Source organism: Microbacterium festucae (genome assembly GCF_025421715.1).
In the GTDB taxonomy this organism is placed as follows: domain Bacteria; phylum Actinomycetota; class Actinomycetes; order Actinomycetales; family Microbacteriaceae; genus Microbacterium; species Microbacterium festucae.
Genome location: NZ_JAOEFC010000003.1, coordinates 104,997 through 129,439 on the forward strand (window position 1 = coordinate 104,997; position 24,443 = coordinate 129,439).

Annotated in this window: 22 protein-coding genes; 10 read left to right on the forward strand and 12 right to left on the reverse strand. The window is 72.0% G+C overall.

The genetic code is table 11. The annotated features are described in order from the left end of the window. Positions 1-10: 10 nt before the first annotated feature. The 3 genes from N3K63_RS10820 to N3K63_RS10830 all read right to left on the reverse strand — a co-directional run bounded on the left by N3K63_RS10820 (position 11) and on the right by N3K63_RS10830 (position 3,468). Positions 11-1,369 carry an NtaA/DmoA family FMN-dependent monooxygenase gene (locus N3K63_RS10820; RefSeq protein WP_261580188.1) on the reverse strand — a complete coding sequence of 453 codons (1,359 nt, stop codon included), beginning with the start codon at positions 1,367-1,369 and terminating at the stop codon, positions 11-13. Further along, the gene (locus N3K63_RS10825; RefSeq protein ID WP_261580189.1) at positions 1,366-2,580 is read right to left on the reverse strand and encodes an LLM class flavin-dependent oxidoreductase; all 1,215 of its coding nucleotides are present in this window, start codon (positions 2,578-2,580) and stop codon (positions 1,366-1,368) included. Before N3K63_RS10825 ends, N3K63_RS10820 begins: the two co-directional genes overlap by 4 nt. A 132-nt stretch (positions 2,581-2,712) precedes the next feature. Further along, positions 2,713-3,468, reverse strand: a complete 756-nt coding sequence (locus N3K63_RS10830; protein WP_261580190.1) for a GNAT family N-acetyltransferase — start codon at positions 3,466-3,468, stop codon at positions 2,713-2,715. A 291-nt stretch (positions 3,469-3,759) separates the two neighbouring features. On the opposite strand from N3K63_RS10830, the gene N3K63_RS10835 reads away from it, so the two are divergent. From N3K63_RS10835 to N3K63_RS10875, 9 genes are all read left to right on the forward strand, one after another. Next, positions 3,760-4,845, forward strand: coding sequence for an ABC transporter permease (locus N3K63_RS10835; protein WP_261580191.1), 1,086 nt, complete (start codon positions 3,760-3,762; stop codon positions 4,843-4,845). Then, positions 4,845-5,783, forward strand: a complete 939-nt coding sequence (locus N3K63_RS10840; RefSeq protein ID WP_261580192.1) for an ABC transporter permease — start codon at positions 4,845-4,847, stop codon at positions 5,781-5,783. Before N3K63_RS10835 ends, N3K63_RS10840 begins: the two co-directional genes overlap by 1 nt. Then, a complete protein-coding gene (locus N3K63_RS10845; RefSeq protein ID WP_261580193.1) occupies positions 5,780-7,411 on the forward strand; it encodes a dipeptide ABC transporter ATP-binding protein in 1,632 nt (543 codons plus the stop codon). The genes N3K63_RS10840 and N3K63_RS10845 overlap by 4 nt, the downstream gene beginning before the upstream one ends. A 58-nt stretch (positions 7,412-7,469) precedes the next feature. Next, on the forward strand, positions 7,470-9,092 hold the full coding sequence (locus N3K63_RS10850; protein WP_261580194.1) for an ABC transporter substrate-binding protein: 1,623 nt from the start codon (positions 7,470-7,472) through the stop codon (positions 9,090-9,092). Continuing rightward, positions 9,092-10,123 carry an LLM class flavin-dependent oxidoreductase gene (locus N3K63_RS10855; RefSeq protein ID WP_261580195.1) on the forward strand — a complete coding sequence of 344 codons (1,032 nt, stop codon included), beginning with the start codon at positions 9,092-9,094 and terminating at the stop codon, positions 10,121-10,123. The genes N3K63_RS10850 and N3K63_RS10855 overlap by 1 nt, the downstream gene beginning before the upstream one ends. A 150-nt stretch (positions 10,124-10,273) precedes the next feature. Next, positions 10,274-11,497, forward strand: coding sequence for an LLM class flavin-dependent oxidoreductase (locus N3K63_RS10860; RefSeq protein WP_261580196.1), 1,224 nt, complete (start codon positions 10,274-10,276; stop codon positions 11,495-11,497). A gap of 44 nt (positions 11,498-11,541) precedes the next feature. Further along, positions 11,542-12,912: an NtaA/DmoA family FMN-dependent monooxygenase gene (locus N3K63_RS10865; RefSeq protein WP_261580197.1), complete on the forward strand. Its 1,371-nt coding sequence runs from the start codon at positions 11,542-11,544 to the stop codon at positions 12,910-12,912. A 48-nt stretch (positions 12,913-12,960) separates the two neighbouring features. Next, entirely contained in the window at positions 12,961-13,176 is a 216-nt protein-coding gene (locus tag N3K63_RS10870) for a hypothetical protein (protein WP_261580198.1), read from the forward strand. Continuing rightward, on the forward strand, positions 13,173-14,270 hold the full coding sequence (locus tag N3K63_RS10875; RefSeq protein WP_261580199.1) for an FAD-dependent oxidoreductase: 1,098 nt from the start codon (positions 13,173-13,175) through the stop codon (positions 14,268-14,270). The genes N3K63_RS10870 and N3K63_RS10875 overlap by 4 nt, the downstream gene beginning before the upstream one ends. Here N3K63_RS10875 and N3K63_RS10880 read toward each other — a convergent pair. The 9 genes from N3K63_RS10880 to N3K63_RS10920 all read right to left on the reverse strand — a co-directional run bounded on the left by N3K63_RS10880 (position 14,257) and on the right by N3K63_RS10920 (position 22,108). Then, complete coding sequence (locus N3K63_RS10880; RefSeq protein ID WP_261580200.1) at positions 14,257-14,814, reverse strand: GNAT family N-acetyltransferase; 558 nt, start codon at positions 14,812-14,814, stop codon at positions 14,257-14,259. The genes N3K63_RS10875 and N3K63_RS10880 overlap by 14 nt on opposite strands. Beyond that, positions 14,811-15,953, reverse strand: coding sequence for an LLM class flavin-dependent oxidoreductase (locus tag N3K63_RS10885; protein WP_261580201.1), 1,143 nt, complete (start codon positions 15,951-15,953; stop codon positions 14,811-14,813). The genes N3K63_RS10880 and N3K63_RS10885 overlap by 4 nt, the downstream gene beginning before the upstream one ends. Positions 15,954-16,039: 86 nt before the next feature. Continuing rightward, the gene (locus N3K63_RS10890) at positions 16,040-17,035 is read right to left on the reverse strand and encodes an ABC transporter substrate-binding protein (protein WP_261580202.1); all 996 of its coding nucleotides are present in this window, start codon (positions 17,033-17,035) and stop codon (positions 16,040-16,042) included. A gap of 53 nt (positions 17,036-17,088) precedes the next feature. Beyond that, the gene (locus tag N3K63_RS10895; protein ID WP_261580203.1) at positions 17,089-17,877 is read right to left on the reverse strand and encodes an amino acid ABC transporter ATP-binding protein; all 789 of its coding nucleotides are present in this window, start codon (positions 17,875-17,877) and stop codon (positions 17,089-17,091) included. Beyond that, the gene (locus tag N3K63_RS10900) at positions 17,874-18,959 is read right to left on the reverse strand and encodes an amino acid ABC transporter permease (RefSeq protein WP_261580204.1); all 1,086 of its coding nucleotides are present in this window, start codon (positions 18,957-18,959) and stop codon (positions 17,874-17,876) included. The genes N3K63_RS10895 and N3K63_RS10900 overlap by 4 nt, the downstream gene beginning before the upstream one ends. 174 nt (positions 18,960-19,133) lie before the next feature. Beyond that, positions 19,134-20,453 (reverse strand): M20/M25/M40 family metallo-hydrolase, encoded by a 1,320-nt coding sequence (locus N3K63_RS10905; protein WP_261580205.1) that lies wholly within the window; start codon positions 20,451-20,453, stop codon positions 19,134-19,136. A gap of 10 nt (positions 20,454-20,463) precedes the next feature. Next, entirely contained in the window at positions 20,464-20,817 is a 354-nt protein-coding gene (locus N3K63_RS10910) for a carboxymuconolactone decarboxylase family protein (protein WP_261580206.1), read from the reverse strand. Positions 20,818-20,977: 160 nt separating this feature from the next. Beyond that, positions 20,978-21,664 carry a hypothetical protein gene (locus tag N3K63_RS10915; RefSeq protein WP_261580207.1) on the reverse strand — a complete coding sequence of 229 codons (687 nt, stop codon included), beginning with the start codon at positions 21,662-21,664 and terminating at the stop codon, positions 20,978-20,980. A 39-nt stretch (positions 21,665-21,703) separates the two neighbouring features. After that, entirely contained in the window at positions 21,704-22,108 is a 405-nt protein-coding gene (locus tag N3K63_RS10920) for a bleomycin resistance protein (protein ID WP_261580208.1), read from the reverse strand. Positions 22,109-22,572: 464 nt separating this feature from the next. On the opposite strand from N3K63_RS10920, the gene N3K63_RS10925 reads away from it, so the two are divergent. Continuing rightward, positions 22,573-24,330 carry a hypothetical protein gene (locus N3K63_RS10925; RefSeq protein ID WP_261580209.1) on the forward strand — a complete coding sequence of 586 codons (1,758 nt, stop codon included), beginning with the start codon at positions 22,573-22,575 and terminating at the stop codon, positions 24,328-24,330. The last annotated feature ends 113 nt before the right edge of the window (positions 24,331-24,443 follow it).

Here is a 24,443-nt window from a genome sequence, read left to right on the forward strand (position 1 = left end):
GCCGCCCCGCTCACGACCCGGCGGGTACGGGCGTGGCCGCGTCGACCGGCGGCAGACCCAGCAGGTCGTGCAGCGTCGCGCCGTCGTCGTACGACTCGCGGTACGAGCCGCGCTCCTGCAGCAGCGGGATGACCCGGTCGGTGAACTCGTCAAGGCCGTGCGGGCTCAGGTGGCCGACCACGGTGAACCCGTCGGTGGCGCGCTGCTGCACGTAGCGGTCGATCTCGGCGGCCACGTGCGCGGGAGTGCCCACGAAGGTGTGGTTCGCGGTGATGCGGATGATGAGCTCGCGGATGCTGAGGTTCTCGGCCGTGGCGATGCCGCGCAGCTGGTCGATGCGGGCGCGCACCGCCGCGTGCCGGTTGGCGAAGCCCTGCGCGCTCTCGGGCCCGGTGTCGGGCTCGACGTCGGGCAGGGGCCCGTCGGCGTCGTAGCCGCTGAAGTCGCGGTTCCACACCTGCTCGAGGTAGGTGATGGCCGTCTCGGGCCGCACCTGCGCCAGCGCGATCTCGCGGGAGCGCTCGGCGGCCTCGGCGGCGGTGTCGCCCAGCACGAAGGTGGCGGCGGGGAGGATCTTCAGCGAGTCCTCGGTGCGCCCGTGTGCGGCCAGCCGTCCCTTCACGTCGCGGTAGAACTGCTGCGCCGCGTCGAACTCGGTGTGCATCGAGAAGATCACGTCGGCGTGGGCGGTCGCGAAGTCGCGCCCGTCGGCCGAGTCGCCGGCCTGCACGATCACCGGGCGGCCCTGGGGGGAGCGGGGCACGTCGAAGACGGCATCCACGTCGAACAGGCGCGAGTCGTGGCGCACCCGGGCGATGGCGTCGGGGCGCAAGAACTCGCCGGTGTCGGCGTCGGCGGCGATCGCGTCGGGCTGCCACGAGGCCCACAGCGCCTTCGACAGCGCCGCGAACTCGGCGGCGCGAACGTAGCGGTCGGCGTGGGCGAGGTAGCCGCCGCGGCGGAAGTTGGCACCGTGGAAGGCGTCGGAGCTCGTCACCGCGTTCCAGCCCGCCCGGCCGCCGGAGAGCAGGTCGAGGGTGCCGAGCTGGCGGGCCAGCTCATAGGACTCGTTGAAGGTGGTGCTGAGCGTGCCGACCAGGCCGATGTGCTCGGTCACCGCCGCCAGCGCCGTGAGGATCGCCAGCGTGTTCGGCCGCCCCAGCACGTCGAGGTCGTGGATGCGGCCGCGGTGCTCGCGCAGCCGCAGCCCCTCGGCGAGGAAGATGTAGTCGAACAGGCCACGCTCGGCGTTGCGGGCGAAGTGCTCGAACGAGGCGAAGTCGATCTGGCTGCCCGAGGTCGGGTCGGTCCAGACGGTGGTGTTGTTCACACCGGGGAAGTGGGCGGCGAGGTGCACCTGGCGGGTCATGCCGAGACCTCCTGTCGGGCGTAGCGACTGGCGCGCACCGGCAGCCCCAGGCGCTCCCGCAGCGTGCGGGGGTCGGCGTCGTTCGTCGGGTCGGCGGCGAGGATGCCGGCGGCCGCGGCGCGCGGCACCACCTGACCGGCGATGGCGTCGAGGTCGGCGGGAAGGCGCGCGGGGCGCAGCCGCACGCCGTCGACGCCGGCGGCGGCGAGCTCGCCGATCGCGGCCACGACGCGCTCGGCGGTGCCGACGAGCACGCGGGCGTCGGTGGTGAGCGGGGCGCGCTGCTCGAGACGCGCCCACGCGGCCTGGGCGTGCTCGTCGCTGTCGTCGACGAGCACGAGCAGGTCGGCGAACACCTGCAGCGGTTCGGGGTCGGTGCGCACCAGGTCTGACGCGGCCCGCACCTCGGCGATGATGCCGGCGGCCGCGGCCGCGTCGGCCGGGGTGATGAAGACGAGGTCGGCGTGGGCGGCGGCGAACCGGTAGGGGATGCTCTGGTGGGCCAGGGCGGTGATGAGCGGCTCGCCCTGCGGGGAGCGCGGCACGATGGAGGCGCCGGTGACGGAGAAGAACTCGCCCTCGAACTCCGCGTTGTGCACGCGGTCGCGGTCGAGGAAGCGGCCGGTCTCGACGTCGCGGATGATGGCGTCCTCCTCCCACGAGTCGGCGAGCCGGCGGATCACGTCGACGACCTCGCCCGCCTCGCGGAACGCGGCCTCCCAGGCCCCGTCGTCGTCGACGCCGTCGGCGGGGAACCCGGCGGGCCCGTCGGTGCGCCGCCCGAAGTTGGCGCGCTCGGCGGGGAAGGCCCCGGCGACGATGCGCGCCCCGGCCCGGCCGTGGCTGGCGTGGTCGAGGGTCTGCAGCCCGGTGGCCAGGTGGAACGGCTCGGTGTGGGTGGTCGTCACCGTCGGCACCAGACCGATGCGGGTGGTCAGCGGCGCGAGGTAGGAGGCCAGCAGCACCGCGTCGAGGCGGCCGCGCACGCGGTCGCGGCGGGTCTCGGCGTCGGGCTCGTACGACCGGCCGCCCAGCGACAGCGCGTCTTCCAGCGTCGCGAACACGATGCCGGCGGCATCGGCGGTCTGCACCAGGTCGCGCCAGTAGGCGGCCGTGGTGAGGGCCGCAGGCCGGGCGGTGGACTCCCGCCAGGCGGCAGGATGCCAGCCGGCGCCGTCCAGGGCCACGGCGATGTGTACACGCTCCGACACGGCGTGCTCCCTTCCTCGATGCGGCCGGGTGGCCGCGGTCTCACTGTCGCCGCGTCGCGGCGGCGGGACAATTCGCGTCGTAACCTGGCGCCGCGAAACGCCCGCTCGTGTCGGAGACGGAAAGGCCCCCGGTCAGACGGGGGTGCGCACCGCGGCGAACTGGTTGTGCCGGCGCAGCACGAAGCCCAGGCGCTCGTAGGCGGCGATCGCGCCGACGTTCGAGGCGGCCGCGTGCATCAGCGCGCTGTCGCCGCGCTGCTGGATGTGGAAGGCCACGTCGAGCACGAGACGCGACGCGAGCCCCTGGCGGCGGTGGTCGGCGTCGACGGCCACGGCGCTGATCTCGGTCCAGCCCTGCGGATGCAGGCGCTCGCCGGCCATCGCGACCAGACGCCCGTCGCGGCGGATGCCGATGTAGCGGCCGAGCTCGTAGGTGCGGGGCCGGAAGGGGCCGGGCTGGTTGCGTTCGACGATCGCCATCATCTCGGCGGCGTCATCGGCCCCGAGTTCGATCGCCTCGTCGTCGGGACGCGGCTGCAGGGCGTCGGTCTGCACGAGCTGCACGCCGTCGCCGCGACCGAGCACCTCCCAGCCCGGCGGCACCTCGCCCTCATAACCCGACAGCCCGATCTCGGCGCCCGTGCCGACGAGGTCGATGAGCGCGTCCCACACGTCGGGGTGCTCCCACGTGCGCACCCCGACGAACGGGGCGACGTCTTCGGGGTAGCGGCGCACCAAGTCGCCGCCGAGGGCGAAGGTCGCGTGGGGTCCGGCGAGCGAATGCCAGGCGGCGTTGTCGAGCACGCTCTCGTCGGCGCGCACGACCTCGCGTGCCGCGGCGACGGAGGGGACGGTGGTGAGGGTGCCGGTGGCGGGGGAATCGGGCATCGCTCCACTCTGCGCCCCGTCACCCCCGGCGGCAACATCGCCCGTCACCGCACGCAACAGCCGCCCGCACCCGCGCGCCACCCCGCCCCGGCCCGCGCGGCGAACCGTGGCATCCGCCCGGCGAACCCGCGCGGTATGTATCGCCGCGTGACGCGACACGACGGGGGATGACGTGACACGACGTCGCGTGTCACGGCCGGTCGCCGCGCCGGCTTCGCGGCGCGCATCCTCGCTCAGCGGCACCTCGCCGCACCGACATCCCCCCGACACGAATCCGGAAAGGAGGCGCCGATGTCCGCCGTCACCCCGCGCCGCGCCAGCCGCGGCGCCGCCGTGCGCTACATCGCCTCGCGTCTCGGTCAGGCCGTCGTGGTGCTGTGGGCCGCGTACACGGTGTCGTTCATCGTGCTCTATGCGCTGCCCAGCGACCCGGTCGCCCTGCTGGCCGGCGGCGACGCCACCGACATCTCGCCCGCGCAGCTCGACGCGATCCGGCAGCAGTACGGCCTCGACCGTCCGCTGTGGGTGCAGTACTTCGCGCAGCTGGGCGGCATCCTCACCGGGCAGTTCGGCTCGTCGATCAGCCTGGGGAGGCCGGTCGCCGAGGTGATCGGCGAGGCCATCGGGCCCACCCTGCAGCTGGCGGCGCTCGGCTTGCTGCTGGCGGTCGTGGTCGGGGTCGGGGTCGCGGTGCTCGCCACCTTCGTGCGCTCGCCGTGGCTCTCGTCGGTGCTGCTGGGCCTGCCCCCGCTCGGGGTCGCGATCCCCTCGTTCTGGTTCGGGCTCATGCTCATCCAGTGGTTCTCGTTCCAGCTGCCGCTGTTCCCGGCGATGGGCGACAAGGGGTTCGTCTCGCTGGTGCTGCCGGCCATCACTCTCGCCCTGCCCACCGGCGCCACGATCGCGCAGCTGCTGGCCAAGAGCCTGTCCACGTCGCTGCGCGAGCCCTACATCGACACCGCGTGGGCCAAGGGCGCCGGGCGCGCCCGCGTGCACTTCCGTCACGCGCTGCGCAACGCCGCGCTGCCCGCCCTCACCGTGACCGGGCTCGTCATCGGGCAGCTGCTGTCGGGCACCGTCGTCACCGAGACGGTGTTCTCGCGCCCCGGCATCGGACGGGTCACCGCCATCGCCGTGCAGCAGCAGGACATCCCGGTCGTGCAGGGAATCGTGCTGTTCGCCGCCGCGGTGTTCGTGCTGGCCAACCTCGCCGTCGACCTGGTCTACCCCCTGCTCGATCCGCGCATCGTGCTGGTGGGTCCGTCGCTGCGTCCGCGGCGACGGCTGGCGCAGGCGGATGCCGCGGCGACGACGCCCGACGAGGCGCCGCCCGCGGTGGATGCCGCATCCGAAGAAGAACTGACGGCGGTGCGCTGATGTCCGAGACCACGGCCCTCCTCCCCGACACTGCGCAGCGCCCCGCCGACACGTTCGGCGCGACCGCCGGCAACCGCTTCGCCGACGCGGTCTCGCAGCGCTCCGCCGGGCGCCCCGCGCTGCGCGTGCCTGCGCTGCTGCGCCGGCCGCTCGCGGTGGTGGCGCTGCTGTGGCTGCTCGTCGTGCTCGTCGCGGCGCTGTGGCCGGGGCTGCTCGCCCCCGGCGATCCCCTCGTGGGCACGCCCGCCGACAACCTGCAGCCGCCCTCGGCGGCCCACTGGTTCGGCACCGACCAGATCGGCCGCGACCTCTACACGCGCGTCGTGCACGGCACCTCGCTGACGCTGTCGGCCGCCGCCATCGCCGTCACCGTGGGCCTGGTGGCAGGGTCGCTGCTGGGTCTTCTCAGCGGCTTCGCCGGGGGTCGCACGGATGCCGTCATCATGCGCATCGCCGACGTGCTGCTAGCGATCCCCGGGCTGCTGCTGTCGCTGGCGATCATCACCGCTCTCGGGTTCGGCACCGTCAACGTCGCCGTCGCGGTCGGCATCGCCAGCGTCGCGTCGGTCTCGCGCATCATGCGCTCCGAGGTCATGCGGGTGCGCGGGTCGGCGTTCATCGAAGCGGCGCGGGCCTCGGGCAACAGCCGGCCCCGCATCCTCGTGCGCCACGTGCTGCCCAACTCGGCCGGCCCGGTGGTGGTGCTCGGGGTGCTCGAGTTCGGCACCGCGATCCTCGCCGTCTCTGCGCTGAGCTTCCTCGGCTACGGCGCCCCGCCGCCGGCCCCCGAGTGGGGCGCCCTGGTCTCGGGCGGGCGCGACTATCTGCGCACCGCCTGGTGGCTGACGACGCTGCCCGGTCTCACCATCGCCCTCACCGTGCTCGCCGCCAACCGGCTGGCCCACGGGCTCGACACCGAAGGACGGTCACGCCGATGAGCGAGAACCTGCTCGAGATCGACGGACTGTCGGTCTCGTACCGCACACCGCAGGGCCCGATCGACGCCGTGCGCGATGTGAGCCTGACCGTCGCCCCCGGCGAGACGGTGGCCATCGTCGGCGAGTCGGGCTCGGGCAAGTCGACCACCGTGCACGCCGTCATCCGGCTGCTGCCGGGGGCCGCCGCCATCAGCGACGGCGCCGTGCGCTTCGAGGGGCGAGACCTCGTTACCGCATCGGCGGCGGCACTGCGCGCCGTGCGCGGCGGGCGCATCGGCTTCGTGCCGCAAGACCCCACCGTGAGCCTCAACCCGGTCGTGCGCATCGGCGCGCAGGTGGCGGAGGTGCTGCGCGTGCACGGGCGGGCCGATCGCCGCACCGCGGCGATCGAGGCGGTGGCGGCGCTCGAGCGGGCGGGTCTGCCCGACGCGCACCTGCGCGCCCAGCAGTACCCGCACGAGCTGTCCGGCGGCATGCGCCAGCGCGTGCTGATCGCGATCGCGATCATCGCCGACCCGCCGCTGATCATCGCCGACGAGCCCACCAGCGCCCTCGACGTCACCGTGCAGCGCCAGATCCTCGATCACCTCGACGCCCTCAAGCGCGAACGCGGCACGAGCCTGCTGCTCATCACCCACGACCTCGGCGTGGCCGCCGACCGCGCCGACCGGATCATCGTGATGTCGCAGGGCGGCATCGTCGAGCAGGGCACGCCCGCGCAGGTGCTGCTCGACCCGCAGCATCCCTACACGCGGCAGCTGATCGCCGCGGCGCCGAGCCTCAACGCCCGCCAGGCGCTCCCCGCCGTCGTCACCGCCCCCGCCGTCGCCGCGTCGGCGGGCGCGCCGGCCGTGCTCGAGGTCGACGGGCTGGTCAAGGAGTTCGCACTGCCGGGCGGCGGCGGCGTGCAGCGCGCCGTCGACGGCGTCGGCTTCCGCATTCAACGCGGTCGCACCCTCGCCCTCGTGGGCGAGTCGGGGTCGGGCAAGACCACCACGGCACGCCTCGCCCTTCGCCTGGCCGACCCCACCGCCGGCCGGGTGCTCTTCCACGGCGACGACGTCACCCGGCTGGGCGGATCGGCCCTGCGCACCCTGCGCCGCCGCATCCAGCTGGTGCAGCACAACCCGTATGCCGCGCTCAACCCGCGCCTGAACGTCGAGGCGCTCATCACCGACCCCCTCGTCGCGCTGCGGCTCGGGTCGCGCGCGCAGCGCCGGGCGCGCGCGGCCGAGCTGGTCGACCTGGTCGCCCTGCCCGCCGGCACCCTGCACCGCAAGCCCGCCGAGCTCTCGGGCGGTCAGCGTCAGCGCGTCGCGATCGCCCGGGCGCTGGCGATCGAGCCCGAGCTGCTCGTGCTCGACGAGCCGGTCTCGGCGCTGGACGTGTCGATCCAGCATCAGATCCTCACCCTCCTGGCCGACATCCAGCGCGAGTTCGGCCTCAGCTATCTGTTCATCTCGCACGACCTCGCCGTGGTGCGCCAGATCGCCCACACCGTCGGGGTGATGCAGCGGGGCCGCCTCGTCGAGATCGGCGATGTCGACGACGTGTTCGAGCGGCCCGCCTCCGACTACACCCGGGCGCTGCTGGATGCCATCCCCGGCCGCGCCGTGCTGCACCCCTGACCGCCCCGTCCCACCCGACCCACCCCACCTCACCGACCGTCCCCTCACCAGGAGCATCATGTCCACCAGACGCCTCACCCTCGCCGCGGCGCTCGCCGCCGCGGCGGGCCTCATCCTCACCGCCTGCGCGAGCGGCGCCGCCCCGGCCGGCACCACCGCCGCCGACGACGCCACGCCCGTGGCCGGCGGCGACCTCACCTTCGCGATCGCCAACGACCCCATCTCGCTCAATCCGTCGGGCACGGGCTCGGGCAACGACACCCTCTACGTCACCCGTCAGCTCGTCGACTCGCTGCTCTACCAGAACCCCGACAGCGGGGCGCTGGACCCCTGGCTCGCCACGTCGTACACGGCCAATGACGACGCCACCTCGTTCACGTTCGAGCTGCGCACCGACGTCACCTTCTCCGACGGCACGCCGCTGACCGCCGCGAACGTCAAGGCCACCTTCGACGACATCGTCGCCGCCGGTGCGCTCAGCCAGGCCGTCAGCAGCTTCGTCGGCTACCAGGGCACCGAGGTCGTCGACGAGCACACCGCCCGGGTCGACTTCGCCAGCCCCAACGCCGCCTTCCCCAACTCCACCGCCGCCGTCGCCCTGGGCATCGTCGGCGATGCCACCCTCGCCGTGCCCTACGACCAGCGCGCCGACGGCGCCGCGGTCGTCGGCACCGGGCCGTTCACCCTCGAGGCCTACACGAAAGACGTCGAGACCGTGCTCACCGCGCGCGACGACTACGCGTGGGCGCCCGGGGCGCTCGGCAACGACGGCCGCGCCCACCTCGACTCGGTCACCTTCCAGATCGTGCCCGAGGCGAGCGTGCGCACCGGCAGCCTCACCTCCGACCAGGTCGACGTGATCGGCGGCGTGCAGCCCACCGACGTCGACGCCCTCGACCAGTCCGGCTACCCGCTGGTGTGGCGCGGCAACCCCGGCGTCACCTTCGGGCTCTCGTTCAACGTGTCGCGACCGCTGGTGGCCGACGTCGCCGTGCGCGAGGCGATCTCGGCCGCCATCGACGCCACGGTGGTGCGCGACACCGCGCTCAACGACTACTTCAACGTCGCCACCAGCGCCCTGGCCAAGACCACCCCGTCCTACGCCGACCAGAGCTCGTACTTCTCGTACGACCCCGAGCGCGCCGCCGACCTGCTCGACGAGGCCGGCTGGCGCGAGGGAGCCGACGGCATCCGCGAGAAAGACGGCCAGCCGCTGGCGCTCGACCTGCTCTGGATCACCAACTTCGGCCCGAACCAGACCTCGCTCGAACTCATCCAGCAGCAGCTGAAGCAGGTCGGCATCGACCTGACGCTCAGCGGCAGCACCGTGCCCGAGTTCCTCGAGAAGCAGTCGGCCGGCGACTTCGACCTCGCCTGGGGCAACGTCTCGCGCGCCGACGGCGACATCCTGCGGGTCTCGTTCTCGAAGGCCACCACCCGGTACGACATCGACGACCCCGAGCTGGAGGCGCTGCTGCAGGGTCAGCTCGCCGCCGGCGACCCGGCCGCACGCGACGCGCTGCTGGCCGACGCCCAAGAGCGGCTGGCGAGCCAGTACTACCAGATCCCGGTGCACGAGCTCACGTCGATCCTCGGCACGCAAGAGGTCGTGCACGACATCACGCTGGGCGCCGACTCCCGGCTGAACCCGCTCGTGGCCGCCTGGAAGCAGGCCGACTGATGCCGATCACCGACACGACCACGCTCATCAGCGAGGCGGGGTTCACCCTCGCCGGCACCTACCCCGAAGACGACCCGCGCGCCGGGCTGGAGGAGACCCTGGGCCTGTTCGAGTACGCCGAGGAACTGGGCTTCCAGCTCGCCGGCATCCGACAGCGCCACCTGGAGCGGGGTGTCTCGTCGGCGCTCACCTTCCTCGCCGCCGCCACCCAGCGCACCTCGGTCATCCGGCTCGAGACCGCCGTGGTGCCGCTGGGCTACGAGACGCCGTTCCGATTGGCCGAAGACTTCGCCACTGTCGACGCCCTCTCGGGCGGCCGCATCAGCGCGGGGATCAGCACCTCGGCGCCGCACGGCGCGCTGCTGCGCCCGCTCGGCCGCACCGACGGCGCCGCCGACGTCGACGCCTACACGCTGATCGAACGGTTCCTCGACGCGCTCGAGGGGAGGCCCCTCGCGGGCGAGCCCATCGCCACCCCGTACGGCCCGCAGACGCCGCGCGTGCAGCCGCACGTGCCGTCGCTGCGGGAACGGGTGTGGCTGGGCGGCGGATCGCAGCGCTCGGTGCGCTGGGCCGCCGAACGCGGCCTCAAACTGCTGCTGGGCAACCTCGCCTCCAGTGCCGGCGGCGACGTGTTCGAGCCGGCCCAGCGCGCCCACATCGACGAGTACTACGACGCGTTCGCGGGCACCGCGCCGGCGGTCGGGGTGGAGCGGGTGATCGTGCCCACCGACAGCGCCACGGCCGCGCAGCGCGCGCACTACGCCGACTACGCCGCCGCGCGGGAGGCGCGCACGCACGTTCCCACCGGCGGGCTGGTGTTCCAACGCGACCTCGTCGGCACGTCCGACGAGATCGTGCGCCGGCTGCGCGACGACCCCGCCATCGACGGGCGCACCGAGCTGCGCATCGCGCTGCCCTACGCGTTCGCGCAGGCCGAGTACCGCCAGATCCTGTCCGACATCCGACACGCGGTGCTGCCGCAGCTGGGCTGGCGCCCGGCCGGGCAGACCGCGCCGGTGGCCGCCTGAGCCCCCGGCGTTACCCCGCGTGACGGCCGGTGTCGGTGCTTGACGTCACGCCCGACGGCGCCGCCGCGGATGCGGGAGCCTCGAGGCATCCGCCCATCCGAGGCATCCGCAACAGACCACGACCGCATCAGATCATCGAAGGAGAACCCCATGACCGCACCGGTCCGAACCTCAGCCGAACGACTGCGCATCGGCGTGGCGCTGGAGGGCGCCGGCTGGCATCCGGCCGCCTGGCGGGAGCCGTCGTCGCGCCCCGCCGAGCTGTTCACCCCCGACTACTGGGTCGACCTCGTGCGCACCGCCGAGGCGGGACTGCTCGACTTCGTCACCATCGAAGACTCGCTGGCGCTGCAGTCGGCCGAGCCCTTCGCCGGTGACGAGCGCACCGACGAGGTGCGCGGCCGTCTCGACGCGCTGCTGATCGCCTCCCGGGTGGCCCCGGTCACCTCGCGTATCGGGCTGATCCCCACCGTCACGGTGACCCACACCGAGCCGTTCCACGTCTCGACGGGCCTGGCGACCCTCGACTACGCCAGCGAGGGCCGTGCCGGCTGGCAGGTGAAGGTGTCGGCCCGCCCCGACGAGTCGGCCCATGTCGGCCGGCGGGAGCAGCCGCAGCTGGTCGGCCTGGACGACCCCGCCCTGCCGGGCCTTGTCGCCGAGTACTTCGACGAGGCCGCCGATGTCGTCGAGGTGGTGCGCCGGCTCTGGGACAGCTGGGAGGACGATGCCGAGATCCGCGACGCCGCCACCGACCGCTTCCTCGACGCCGAGAAGGTGCACCGCGTCGACTTCGAGGGCCGGTTCTTCAGCGTCCGCGGGCCGTCGATCACCCCGCGCCCGCCGCAGGGGCAGCCCGTCGTGGCGGCCCTGGCCCACGCCGAGGTGCCCTACCTGCTGGCGGCGCGCTCGGCCGACGTCGTGTTCGTCACGCCGGCCGACACCGCCCACGCCCGCGGCATCCTCGACGAGATCGCCGCCGCCGAACGCGCCGCCGACCGGGCGGGCGAGCCGCTGCGCGTGTTCGCCGACCTCGTGGTGCTGCTCGACGAGCCGGGCGGCGAGCGCGCCGCCGAGCGCCTGGCCCGCCTCGACCGGCTCGGGCGCCCGCTCGTCTCCGATGCCCGCATCGTCGCCGGGTCGGCGGCAGAGCTCGCCGATGTCATCGCCGAGCTCGACGCCCTCGGCTACGCCGGCGTGCGCCTGCGCCCCGCCGTCGCCACCGACGACCTGCCGCGCATCGCCGGCGACCTCGTCGCCGAACTGCAGCGCCGCGGGCTGCTGCCCGCCGAGGCCGACCAGGCCGCCACCCTGCGGGGCCTGCTCGGGCTTCCCGAGGGCATCCCCAGCCGCTATGCGGCATCCGTCGCCTGAGAACACCGACCGCGCGAGATCCCTGAGAGAGGACGCAGCACATCATGACCGGACGCAAGCAGATCATCCTCGCCGCCTATGTCGGCGGCGTGAACGAGCACACCGCGTGGGAGCACCCGGATGCGGGCAGCCAGATCGCCTTCTCCACGTTCCGCCACGTCGCCCAGACCGCCGAGCGCGGCCGCTTCGACTACTTCTTCCTCGCGGAGGGACTGGCCCTGCGCGCCCGCGACGGCGTGATCTTCGACCACGACATCGCCGGGCGCCCCGACACGCTCTCGGTGCTGGCGGCCCTGGCCGCGGTGACCGAGCACCTGGGCCTGGTGGGCACGCTCAACGCCACGTTCAACGAGCCCTACGAGCTGGCCCGCCAGATCGCGACCCTCGACCACCTGTCGGGCGGCCGGGCCGGCTGGAACGTCGTGACCTCGTTCGACGCGTTCACAGGTGCCAACTTCCGCCGCGGCGGCTTCCTGCCCCACGCCCAGCGCTACGTGCGGGCGGAGGAGACGGTCGCCACGATCCGCGAACTGTGGGACTCGTGGGCCGCCGACGCGATCGTCGCCGACAAGGATGCCGGGGTGTTCCTGCGCGACGGCCAGGCCGGCCGGTTCGCCCACCACGGCACGCAGTTCGACATCGAGGGGCGCTTCACGGTGCCGCGCAGCCCGCAGGGGCGGCCGGTGGTCGTGCAGGCGGGGGTCTCGCCGCAGGGCCGCGACTTCGCCGCCTCCACCGCCGACGCGATCTTCTCGCCCTACTCGACCCTCGCCGAGGGCAAGGCGTTCTACGCCGACATCAAAGACCGGGTGGCCCGGTTCGGCCGCAACCCCGATCACGTCAAGATCCTGCCGTCGGCGGGCTTCGTGCTGGGGGACACGACGGCCGAGGCGGTGGAGAAGGCGCGTTTCATCAAGGAGCAGCAGCTGAGCGACCGCACCATCCAGGTGACGTTCGAGCAGGTGTGGAACCGCGACCTGTCGGCGTTCGACCTCGACGGCCCGGTGCCCGATATCGACCCCGATCCCGCCGCGGCGCCGTTCATTCAGGGGCGGGCGTTCATCTTCCAGGACCGCTTCGAGACGGTGCGCACCTGGCGGGAACTCGCCGCCGAACGCGGGCTCACCCTGCGCGGGCTCGCTCACGCCGTGGCCCGCGAGGCGACCTATGTCGGCACCGCCGCCGAGGTCGCCGACCAGCTCGACGCCTTCGTGCAGGAAGACGGCGCCGACGGTGTCGTCATCGGGTCGCACGTCGTGCCGTCGGGCCTCGACGAGTTCGTCGACAAGGTGGTGCCGCTGCTGCAGGAGCGCGGATCGCTGCGCACCGAGTACGAGGGCACCACGCTCCGTGACAACCTGGGACTGCCGGCTCCCGAGTCGGCACCCGCGCTGGCCGCACCGGCCCGCGCCTGAGCCGTCCCGCATCCGCCCCGCCCTGCCCCGCCCCCTGAGGAAGAAGCCATGAGCACCGTTCCCGCATCGACCACCGCCGCTCCGGCCGCCGCGACGTTCGCGCGCGACTGGCAGCAGTGGCACCGCGACCACGAGACGCGGCGCGCCGATGCGCACGGCTTCCTCGCCATCACCGGGCTGCACTGGCTCGGCGACGAGGCCGCCCGCATCCCCGGGGTGCCCGGCAGCTGGTCGAGCGGGGCGGGCGGGCCGGTCGCCGCGTGAGCGGCGAGGTGATCGACGTCGCCGTGATCGGCGGCGGCGCGATGGGAGCGGCCACCGCGTGGCACCTGGCCCGCGCCGGGCGGGCGGTGACCGTGTTCGAGCAGTTCGAGCCGGGCCACCGCCACGGCGCCTCGCACGGCGCCTCCCGCAACTTCAACGTCGCCTACACCGAGCCCGACTATCTCGCCTGGCTGCGCGACGCGCGCCTGCTGTGGCGCGAGCTCGAAGCCGAGTCGGGCGCGCCGCTGCTGCAGCAGACGGGCATCGTCAACCACGGCCCCGGCCGCGACCTCGCCGCCGCCGCCGAGGCCATCGCGGCGGGCGGGTTCGCCACCGAGCTGCTCGACGCCCGCGCGGCCCAGGAGCGGTGGCCGGGGTTCCGGTTCGCCGGCACCGTGCTGCACACCCCCGACGCGGGCCGGCTGAACGCCGACGCCGCCGTCACGGCGTTTCTCGCCGGGGCACAGGCGCGGGGTGCCCGGGTCGCCTGGCGCACCCGGGTGACCGGCATCGACGTGCGCGGCGACGACGAGGTGCACCTGCAGGTGGAAGACGCCGACGGCGCCCGCACCGTGCGCGCGCGGCGGGTGGTCACCACCGCCGGCGCGTGGACGGGCAAGACCCTCTACGGCGTCCCCGGCCCCGCCCTGCCCGTGCTGCGGGTGACCCAGGAGCAGCCCGCGCACTTCACCCCTCTCGACCCCGCGGCGCCGTGGCCCGGCTTCAACCACATCCCGGCCGCCGACGACCCGGCGACGGCGTGGTTCGCGGCGGGGGTCTACGGCATGGCAACCCCCGGCGAGGGCATCAAGGCGGGCTGGCATGCCGCCGGCCCCGAGATCGACCCCGACCGGCGCAGCTACCTGCCCGACCCGGCGCTCACCGCGTCGCTCGTGCGCTATGCCCGCGAGTGGCTGCCGGGCGTCGACAGCACCCGGTTCACCGAGGTGACCTGCACCTACACCTCCACGCCCGATGCGCGCTTCGTGCTCGAGCGGGTGGGGCCGGTGGTCGTCGGTGCCGGGTTCTCGGGACACGGCTTCAAGTTCACGCCCGTCATCGGGCGCACGCTCGCCGCGCTCAGCGCCGACTGAGCTCGGGCTCGGCGTCGGCGACCGCGGCGTCGTCGTCGAGGTCGAGCCCGAAGGCGCGCAGGTCGAGCCATCGGCCCGGCTCCACCTCGATGGGCGCCTCGCGCTCGGTGAGCCGACGGAAGCCGAGCTTCAGGTACAGCGCGTGCGCGCCGGTCATCTCGGGGCCGCTGTTCATCACCACGCGCCGGGCGCCGCGCGCGCGGGCCAGCCCGATCACGTGCCGGGTCAGCGCGTCGCCGATGCCGCGGCCGCGGGCGGCGGGGGCCACCGCGAGCTGGCGGAAGTCGAACTCGTCGTCGCGGGCGAGCTCCGACAGGCGCTCCCCGGGCCGCGGCACCCACACCGATCCGACGACCGTGCCGTCGGCATCCACCGCCACCCACACCTCGCCGGCGGCGACCCGTCCGGGCACGTTGCGCAGCGACGCCAGGTACTTCTCGCTGAGCCCGCGGTAGCTGTGCTGGTAGGCCTCGACGGTGATGCGGGAGGTCTCGTCGTGCTCGTCGGGGCGCACGAGGCGGATGGTGAGACCGGCGCCGCTCACGCGTGCGCTCCTGCGGCCACCGGCGCGGCGGCCGCCGGCGGTGCGTCCCACGCGGTGGCGAGCAGCTCGAACGAGCGCTCGCGGTCGGCGGGGTCGTGGGTGATCGTGGTCACGAGCAGCTCGTCGGCGCCCGTCACCCGCTGCAGCGTCTCGAGCCGTTCCACCACCCGGTCGGGGGCGCCGACCACCCGCGTGTCGAGGCGATCGCGCACGACCGCCAGCAGGTCGTCGGGGTAGGGCGTCGGCAGGGCCGCTGCCGGGGCGGGGTAGGCGATGGCGCCCTGGCCGGCGCGGATGCTGTGCACCCATTCACCGTAACCGAGCGCGAGCCGGTGGGCCGCGGCCTCGTCGTCGGCGGTGAGCACGTCGACCGACACGATCACGTGCGGGGCGGCGAGCACCCCGGGGCGGAAGGCGCGGCGGTAGGCGTCGACGGCATCCGTCACGAACCCGCCGGCCACGTGGTAGTTCGCGCCGAACGGCAGCCCGAGGCGGCCGGCGAGGGCGGCGCTGGGCCCGGCGGTGCTGCCGTGCAGCCACACCTCGATGGGCTGCCCTTCGGCGGGGGTGGCGTGGATCGGCACGCCCTCGGGCGCGACGTATGTGCCGCGCAGCAGCGCGAGGATGTCGAGCACGTCCTGCTCGAAGCGCTCGGCGTCGCCGGGGGTGCGGCGCAGCAGCCGCGCCTGCGCGGCGAACCGGTCGGAGTCGAACGCGAACGGGCGGGCCGCGGGCAGCACCAGCCCGTCGACGACGCGGTCTTCGCTCACGGCCGGCGCGGCGGGCGGGGTGCTGGTGGTGCCCGAGCGGCCGATGCCGAGATCGAAGCGGCCCGGATGCAGCGCCGCGACCGTGCCGGCGGCCTCGACGACCTGCAGGGCGGAGGAGTTGCCGATGATCGTGGCGGCGGTGCCGACGCGGATGCGGTCGGTGGCGGCGGCGATGGCGGCCAGCAGCACGTGCGGCGCCGAGCCGGCGACCCCGGGGTTGAGGTGATGCTCGGCGAGCCAGAAGCGCCGGTAGCCCCACTCCTCGGCGCGGCGGGCGAGGGCGATGGTGGCGCGCAGCCCGTCGGCCGGGGTGGCGCCGGCGCCGAAGGGGGACAGGTCGAGCACGGAGAGCGGGGCGCGGGTGGTCATCGGGGTCCTTCGCGGGTGCGGGCGGGCGGATGCGGGGGCGAAACGGGTGCGGCCCGGTCGCGCACGACCGGGCCGCACCTGCGAGGTCACGACTTGGGCAGACCCTCGGGGTTCACGACCGACTCGTCGATGCCCTCCGACTCCAGGCCCCACACCTTGAGCACCTCGTCGTAGCTGCCGTCGGCGATGAGCGCGTTGATCACGATGCTCACCGGCTCGATGAGGCCGTTGCCCTTGGCGGTGCCCGCCGCGATCTCGGCCTGCAGCGGCCAGCCGCCGGGGATGATGCCGACGAGCTTGGTGTTGCCGGTCTCGCGGGCCGCCCACGCCGAGGTGGCGTTGGGGCCGAAGTTGGCGTCGGCGCGGCCCGACTCCAGCGCGAGGGTCGCCGCCGCGTTGTCGTCGAAGTACTGCAGCTCGGCGGGAGCCTTGCCGGCGGCGGTGAGCTCCTCGTTCCAGCTCAGCAGCACCTTCTCCTGGTTGGTGCCCGAGCCGACGATCACCTTGAGGCCCGAGATGTCGTCGGCCTTCTCGATGCTGTCGATGTCGCTGTCGGCGCGCACGTAGAAGCCGAGCAGGTCTTGCCGGTAGCTGGCGAAGTCGTAGAGCTCCTTGCGCTCCTCGGTGACGGTCACGTTCGAGGTGATGAGGTCGTACTTGCCCGACTGGATGCCCAGCGGCCAGTCGGCCCACGCGACGACGACGGGGTTGTACTCCAGCCCCAGGCCCTCGGCGATCAGCGAGCCGAAGTTCGGCTCGGTGCCGGCGGGAAGGGTCTCGCCGTCGGGCACATAGCTCAGCGGCGGCACGAACGCGCCGACGGCCACGGTGAGCTTGCCGGCCTCGATGGGCTCGAAGCCGCTCGCCTTGAGCGCGGCCACGGCCTCGGGCACCGCCTCGGTGTGCACCCATTCGATCTCGTCGGTGGCGATGTTCTCCGCGGCGGCGTCGGTGGATGCCGGCGCCGGTTCGGACGCCTCGGCCGGGCGGTTGAGGGTGAGGGCGGCGGTCACGCCGACGATCGCGGCGACCGCGACGGCGGCCACGCCGATCACGATGCCCTGCTTCTTGCTGAGTGCCATGCTGTGTGTCTCCTTGGTGGATGCGGGGGTGCCGCGGTTCGGGTCGTGCGGGGTCAGCCGAGCACTTTGGCCAGGAACTCCTGGGTGCGCGGGTTCTGCGGGCGGGTCAGCACCTGTTCGGGGGTGCCTTCTTCGACGACCCGGCCGTGGTCGAGGAACACCACGCGGTCGGCCACTTCGCGGGCGAAGCCGATCTCGTGGGTCACGATGATGAGGGTGGTGCCCAGCTGGGCGAGGTCGCGGATCACGTCGAGCACCTCGCCGACCAGCTCGGGGTCGAGGGCGCTGGTGGGCTCGTCGAACAGCAGCACCTTGGGCTTGAGGGCCAGGGCGCGGGCGATCGCGACGCGCTGCTGCTGCCCGCCGGAGAGCTGCCGCGGGTAGGCGTCGGCCTTGTCTGCCAGCCCCACCCGGTCCAGCAGCCCCAGTGCCAGCTCGCGCGCATCCGCTTTGCCCAGGCGCTTCAGGGCGAGGGGCGCTTCGGTGATGTTCTCGAGCGCGGTGAGGTGGGGGAACAGGTTGAAGTTCTGGAAGACGATGCCCACCTGGGTGCGTCGCTGCAGGATCTCGCGCTCACGCAGCTCGTGCAGCTTGCCGCCGCGCAGCTCGTAGCCGATCAGCTCGCCGTCGACGGTGACCGAGCCGCTGTCGACGCTCTCGAGGTGGTTGATGGTGCGCAGCAGCGTCGACTTGCCCGAGCCGCTGGGGCCGAGCAGGGCCACCACTTCGCCGGGGGCGACGGTGAGGTCGATGCCCTTGAGCACCTCGAAGCCGCTGTAGCTCTTGTGCACGTTGTGGATCTCGACGAGGCCGCGGGTGGCGGCCGGTGCCAGGGTGCTCATGCGCCTGCTCCTCCGAACTTCACGTCGTTGCGGTCGCCGCGGGGGGCCGTGGTGTCGTCGCCGGCCGTGCCGGCGCCATCCGTTCCCGGCAGGGGAGGCGGCGGTGCGGGGGCGTCGCCCAGGCGCGCCCACTGCACGCTCGTCCAGTGCCGCAGCCGCTGCAGCGGGGTCGGCGGCAGCGATCGGGCTGAGCCCCGGGCGTAGTGCCGCTCGATGTAGTACTGGGCGATGCTCAGGATGGTGGTGATGATCGTGTACCAGACCACGGCCACCAGCAGCAGCGGGATCACCCGGCTGTTGCGGTTGTAGATCACCTGCACGGCGTAGAACAGCTCGGGGATCGCGATGACGAACACGACCGAGGCGCCCTTGACCAGCCCGATGACCTCGTTGGTGGCGTTGGGGATGATCGAGCGCATCGCCTGCGGCAGGATGATGCGCAGCAGCCGCCGAGAGGCGGGGATGCCGAGGGCGGCGGCCGCTTCGGACTGGCCGGCGTCGACCGAGATGAGCCCGCCGCGGATGATCTCGGCCGAGTAGGCGGCCTGGTGCAGGCTGAGGCCGAGGATGGCCGCGGCGAACGCGCTGATCAGCTGGACGGTGGGGAACTCGACGAGCCAGAAGTCGGTGGTGAACGGGGTGCCGAGGCCCAGCGTGGGGTAGAGGTAGCCCAGGTTGTACCAGACGATGATCTGCACGACCAGCGGCACCGAGCGGAAGAACCAGATGTACGCCCACGCCGCCGAGTTCAGCAGCGGCGACTTCGACAGGCGGCCGAGGGCGATCACGGTGCCGAGCAGGAACCCGATCGCGGCCGAGATCGCGGTGAGCGAGAGGGTGTAGCCGATGCCGATCAGCACGGGCTCGGAGAAGAAGTACTCGCCGAACGTGCCCCACATGTAGCGGTCGTTGGTGACCAGACTCCACGCGAACTGCGCGATCACGAACACGACCAGTGCGCCGATGATCCAGCGCCACCAGTGGCGCGTGTGGACGACGGTCACCGTGCCGAGGTCGACTTTGCCGGTCGTCGGCGCCGCGGCGGGCGCGGTGTCGACGGGGGCCGTCACGATCTGGGTCATGGGGTGCTCCTCGAGCTTGAGGGGGCGCGGGCGCGCCGGGGTGAAGGTCACGCTAGGGCGGCGTGCGAGGGCGCCACGACCGGGTGTTTCACACGCCGCAATGGGCCGATACGTGCCGACGCGCGGGGATACCGGGCGTAACATTCCGCGCGCCGGTGCGGCGCGGCGGCTACGTCAGGCGCTGCGGAGGATGCGCGCGGTCACGCGCGTGCAGAAGTGCAGCGACGCGACGGGGATCGCCTCGTCGGCGGTGTGGAACTGCCCGAACACGTCGAAGTCGTCGGGCACCTGCAGTGGGATGAAGCCGTACCCGCGGATGCCGAGGCGAGCCAGGTGCTTGTTGTCGGTGCTGGCCGGCAGCAGGTAGGGGATGACCGTGCCGCCGGGGTCTTCGGCCGAGATGGCCTGCTGCAGCACGCCCAGCAGGTCGGCGTCGACGGGCGACTCGATCGCGCGCAGCTCGCGCCCCCACGCGATGTCGATGTCGTCGCCGACGACGGCGGCGAGCTCTGCCCGCAGCGCCTCGTCTTGGCCGGGGAGCACGCGGATGTCGAAGCGCGCCGACGCGGTCGCGGGGATGACGTTGGTCTTGCCGCCGGCCTCGAGCACGGTGGGGGAGACGGTGTTGCGCAGGCCCGCCCCGATGAGCGGGGCGGCGAAGCCGAGTCGGGCGAGCTCGTCGGGGCCGGGGTCGTCGCCGAACGGCCGGCCGGCGGCCGCGCCGAACAGGGTGAGGAAGCGCTCGAGCGTGGCGGTGCGGTGCACCCGGAAGCGGTGCGCGCCGACCGCGGCCACCGCGCGCGCGAGGCGCACCACGGCGTTGTCGGAGGTGGGGATCGAGCCGTGCGCGGCGTGGCCGCGGGCGGTGAGGGTCGCCCAGGTGACGCCCTTCTCGGCGGTGGCGACGAGATAGGCACGGCGCCCGGGGGTGCCCAGCGGCAGCGAGAAGCCGCCCACTTCGCCGATGGCCTCGGTGGCGCCGGCCAGCAGGTCGGGGCGCTGCTCGACGATCCAGCGCGCTCCCCACACGCCGCCGGCCTCTTCGTCGGCGAAGAAGGCGAAGATGAGGTCGCGCCGGGGCACCACGCCCTCCCGGCGGAAGGCGCGGGCGATGGCGAGGATCGTGCCCGCGTAGTTCTTCATGTCGACGGCGCCGCGTCCGTAGAGGATGCCGTCGTGGATCTCGGCGCCGAACGGGGGATGGGTCCAGTCCGCCGCCGTCACCGGCACGACGTCGAGGTGGGCGTGCACCACCAGCGCCCCCGCATCCGGGTCCGACCCGGCCAGTCGTGCGATCACGCTCGCCCGGCCGGCGCGCGGCTCGACGAGCTCGGTGGTGTAGCCCACCTCTTCGAGGCGCTCTTGCACGAACCGTGCCGCTCGCGTCTCGCCGTCGCCGATGGTGGCGGCGTCGCCCGTGTTGACGCTGTCGATGCGGATCAGCGCCCGGATGAACTCGAGCGCCTCGGCTTCCAGCGGGGACGGAGCGGACACGGTCGTCGTATCAGTGCTGGTGCGCAGGCCGCGCGTCGTCGGCGAGTTTGAAGGCGAGGCGGCCGTGGGCGTAGCCGCCGCCGGCGCGGATGGCGGTGGCCACCCACGCCGTCTCGGCCAGCTCGGCCTCGGTCGCGCCGGCCTTCACCGCGTTCTGGGAGTGCCCGTCGATGCAGTACACGCACTGGGTGGTGATGCCCACCGCCAGCGCGATCAGCTCCCGGTACTTCAGCGGGATCTCGCGGCCCTCGGCGGCGAAGACGGCCTGGTCGAACGCGGCGAACGCGGCGAGGATGTCGGGCGTCTCCGACTTGTACACGCGGGTGTACGACTTGTCGGCGGCGCGGTCGAAGTACTCGGACATTGCTCTCCAGATGACGGGGTCAGCGGTCGGATGCGGCGAGGATGCCGTCTTCGACGCTAGCCATGCCCGCCGCCGCGCGCCCCCGCCGCCGACGCGCGGCGTCATGCGGCGCGAGCGGGGTGAGGCTGCCTCAACTTCGGTGGTGCTGATCGCACGCTCATCACCCGGGTGGTCGCCGGCGGAACTCGAGTCTGAGATGCGGCAGGTGCTCTCTCGGCACGACCGTGGTGAGGACGCCGCCGCTGGGGAGGTTCGCGCCGATCGCATAGACGAAGGGATCAGTGTCGATTTCGGCGCCCACCACGGGAGCGCCATCGATCATCACGTCGACGCCATGGTGGACGACGCGCTCGGATGCCAGTCCGGGTGCGCTCCAGTCGTGAAGGTCCAGCCCGGCTTGCTCGCGGAAGTGGTTCATGAGGATGTGATTGACGTGGTGCACCAGCAATGCGTCGAGCGTGCTGCGCTCCGACTGCTCGCGGTGCCAGGTGGTCTGCACCGCTTCCCACAGCATCGGGTACCTCATCCGCTCCACGGATTCGATCAGCCAAGCAGGGCGTGGCCAGGGAGGAACCTCGTCGAGTGAGCGCCGCGTCACGTCGTCGAGGTCGGCGAGGTTGACGGGGTCGGATTTGTCGGTCGGGTTGCGCCACAACGTCGACGAGACCGCCACGGACATGTGGTCGACGGCCGTCCCACTGCCGCTGGTCGAGACGCTGAAGCTCGCGAACTCGATGGATGGCTGCGTCGCGAACTCGATGATCGGCACGGGCATCGCTTTCGCGAGTTCCTCGCGCTCGAACCGCGGATCGGGTGCATCTTCGGGCAGAACTCCGGCATAGCGCACATCTCATCGTGACCGAGCCCGTCGGCTCGCGCCAGACCCTCAGCGGGCAGTGAGAGGCAGCTCCGGCGGAGCTTGTTCGATCAAGGCCAACTGAGTGCCGTCGAGGTCGATGAGGTAGCCGGCGCGCAGCCCCCACGGCTGCGTCCGCACGGCGTGAAGTCGTGGCACACCGATCGAGCCGACGTTGACCCCTGCCCGGATGATGGCCTCGAAGAGCTCATCGACGTTTGCCACGCGGAGTGAGCACATGAAGTCGCTCTTCGCCGGGTCTAGCGCGGGGTGTGGGAAGAACTCCAGTTGCAGGCTGCCCCGGACGAGGATCATCCATCCGTCGTCGCGGAACGCGCGCTCGAACCCGAAGCTCGAGTAGAACGCTTCGGTGGCGTCGAAGTTTCGCGACGGAAGGTTGGGAACTGCGCGGTCCCATTCACCGGGCGATGACATTCCTCCATCGTGCCAGTGCCGACTTGTGTCGCACACGATCCTCATGCGGGCGATGCTCGATGAAGGACGTTGGCGGGGCAGCACATGCCGTCAGACACACCGAACGAGGACGCCTGAGGTCGCGTCGACCGCGCGTCGAAAGTGTCGTGTCAAGTGTGATGATCATGTTCTCGGTAGTACCTCGGCGAATCTAGGCTTCTTGGTGGTGTCGCGAACGAGCGTTGTGTCGTCGTCTGCGGCGCTTGATACACGCTCAGGGTCGCGGTAGACATTTGCTGACCTCGGAGGCGCATATGGGACAAGTTGGTTTCGCCGCAGGATTCGTTCAGCAGACAACATTTGGACCGGGGAATGTCGAGGTCTTCATCCCGTGGCCGTCGGGCGGGTTTGCCCAGTACTACCGTGACGCGGAGTCAGGTATCTGGCACGGGCCCCTCGAGTGCACGCCGGAGTATGACGGTCGCGTGTACTCACTTAGCTGGGTTGAAGGCGACTATTCCACCGGGAGCAACCACGGCCACTACAACTACGAGATGCTCTGCGTCGAGGACCATGGCCTGTCCTATTGGTTCAGGGAGAACGTGGCGCCCTTTACGTGGCACCTGATCACAAATCTGATGAACGCCGCGGGGCGCGAACAGGTCGACGCATGGGCAAGTGTCGCACTCGCTCGTAGCCACAACGCATTTCACCGGTCGGGTGAGCCCAAGAACGAGGATCACGAGTACCTTTCAGCGTTCGTGACAGCGCCCGGTCTGGCAAACATCCCCCTGCTACTTCGTGACCCCGAGAGAGGCGACACTTGGAGCACGTCGGCAGCCACAGAGTTTTCGGGGGGCGGAAAGCAGGGCTATCCGCCCATTTCCGGAAAGCAAATCGAGAACCGGCTCGGTTTTCTAGGCGCAGGGTGGGCCCGGGGCACGGTGGGGACGCCGTCGAGTGACTTCTCCGACTTCCGTGAGGACAAGACCGGGTACGCGGATGGCGACGACATCATGGTAGTCGTGCGCGGCGATGGGCTCTTCGTTGCATACGAGGAACGCCGGACTATGCAGATCATCGGGGCCGGCCTCCGAGGCGTCCCTAGCGTCATCGAAACGGATCGCGGGGCGGGTTCCCGGCCATTGCAATGGGATGACCACGGCAACTACGAGGCATTCGCAGCTCGCCGCAACGGTGGCATCGCCCACTTCTGGCGAGCAAACCCCGCGCAGCAGCACGAGCAACTCACCTCCGTCTGGAAACTTGGCGCCACATTCGGGTCAGAACTCTACGACGAGATATCCGCGGTCCAGGTAAGCGACGACCAAACGCCGGCGCAGGATAAGTCGGGATCCGTCTGGGTCTTCGCGCGCGTGCATGGCGAGACGTGGGTCGACGTCTTCATCCAGCGCAACACTGCCGACGACGACTTCGCCTGGTCTCAGAGCACAACGCTCGGCCACAAGCCCGAATCACGGATCTACCGAGTCGACTGCATCGAGACAGCCTTCGACCCTAAGAAGGTCGGCCCCGGTGCGCTGCTCGCACTGAACGGTGGCGACGCTGACGCACGCTGGCGTTTCACTGTCGAGGAAGCCATGGATCTCATCGCCAGCCGGAAAAGGCGCTTCCTTATCGCCCCACCCGACGAGGACCCAGCATGGCTGCACATTCAGTCGAACCGATGGGGCGACTCCCTCACCGCCGACTGGGGCAACACGAAGGGGTACCCCCTGGAACTGCTCCAGATATGTGGGCAGCCACCCCAACCGTCCCGCGCGCCCGGCGGCATCATCGGTCGCAAATGGAGAGAGCTCGGCGGCCGAGAAGCACTGGGATGGCCGACGTCAGACGAATACAGCTTCACCGGCGGCACAGACCGGCGGAGGGATTTTGAACGCGGGCAGATCGCCTACTGCCCCGATCAAGGACCCATGATGCTCACATGGGCGTACCTTAACTCGGGCGGCGGGGTGGAATTCGGATGGGGCGACTCCGACCCCTTTTCGTACGACAAATGGATCGTGCGGTACGCACACAGCGACACAGGACCCATGGTCCCAAACCAGCAGCACGAACAGAACGGCATTCGCACCCGCGGGGAAATGCTTTGCGGACTCCCCGATGGTCGCTGGTGGAGCTTCGTCGTCGAAGGTGCCGACGAACATTGGGATGGCACCGTTGCGCGCCAGGGATTCACCATCCCACTGGAGGTCCAGTTCGATCCGCCAAGTCCCTGAGGATCACTACGCCCCGCGGCGCGAGGTGATCGGCGAATGCCACATCAGCCGCACCCCGGACGATCCTTCCGCGCACTCCGGGTCGGACGCGACGCGCGACGGAGCTTTGCTGG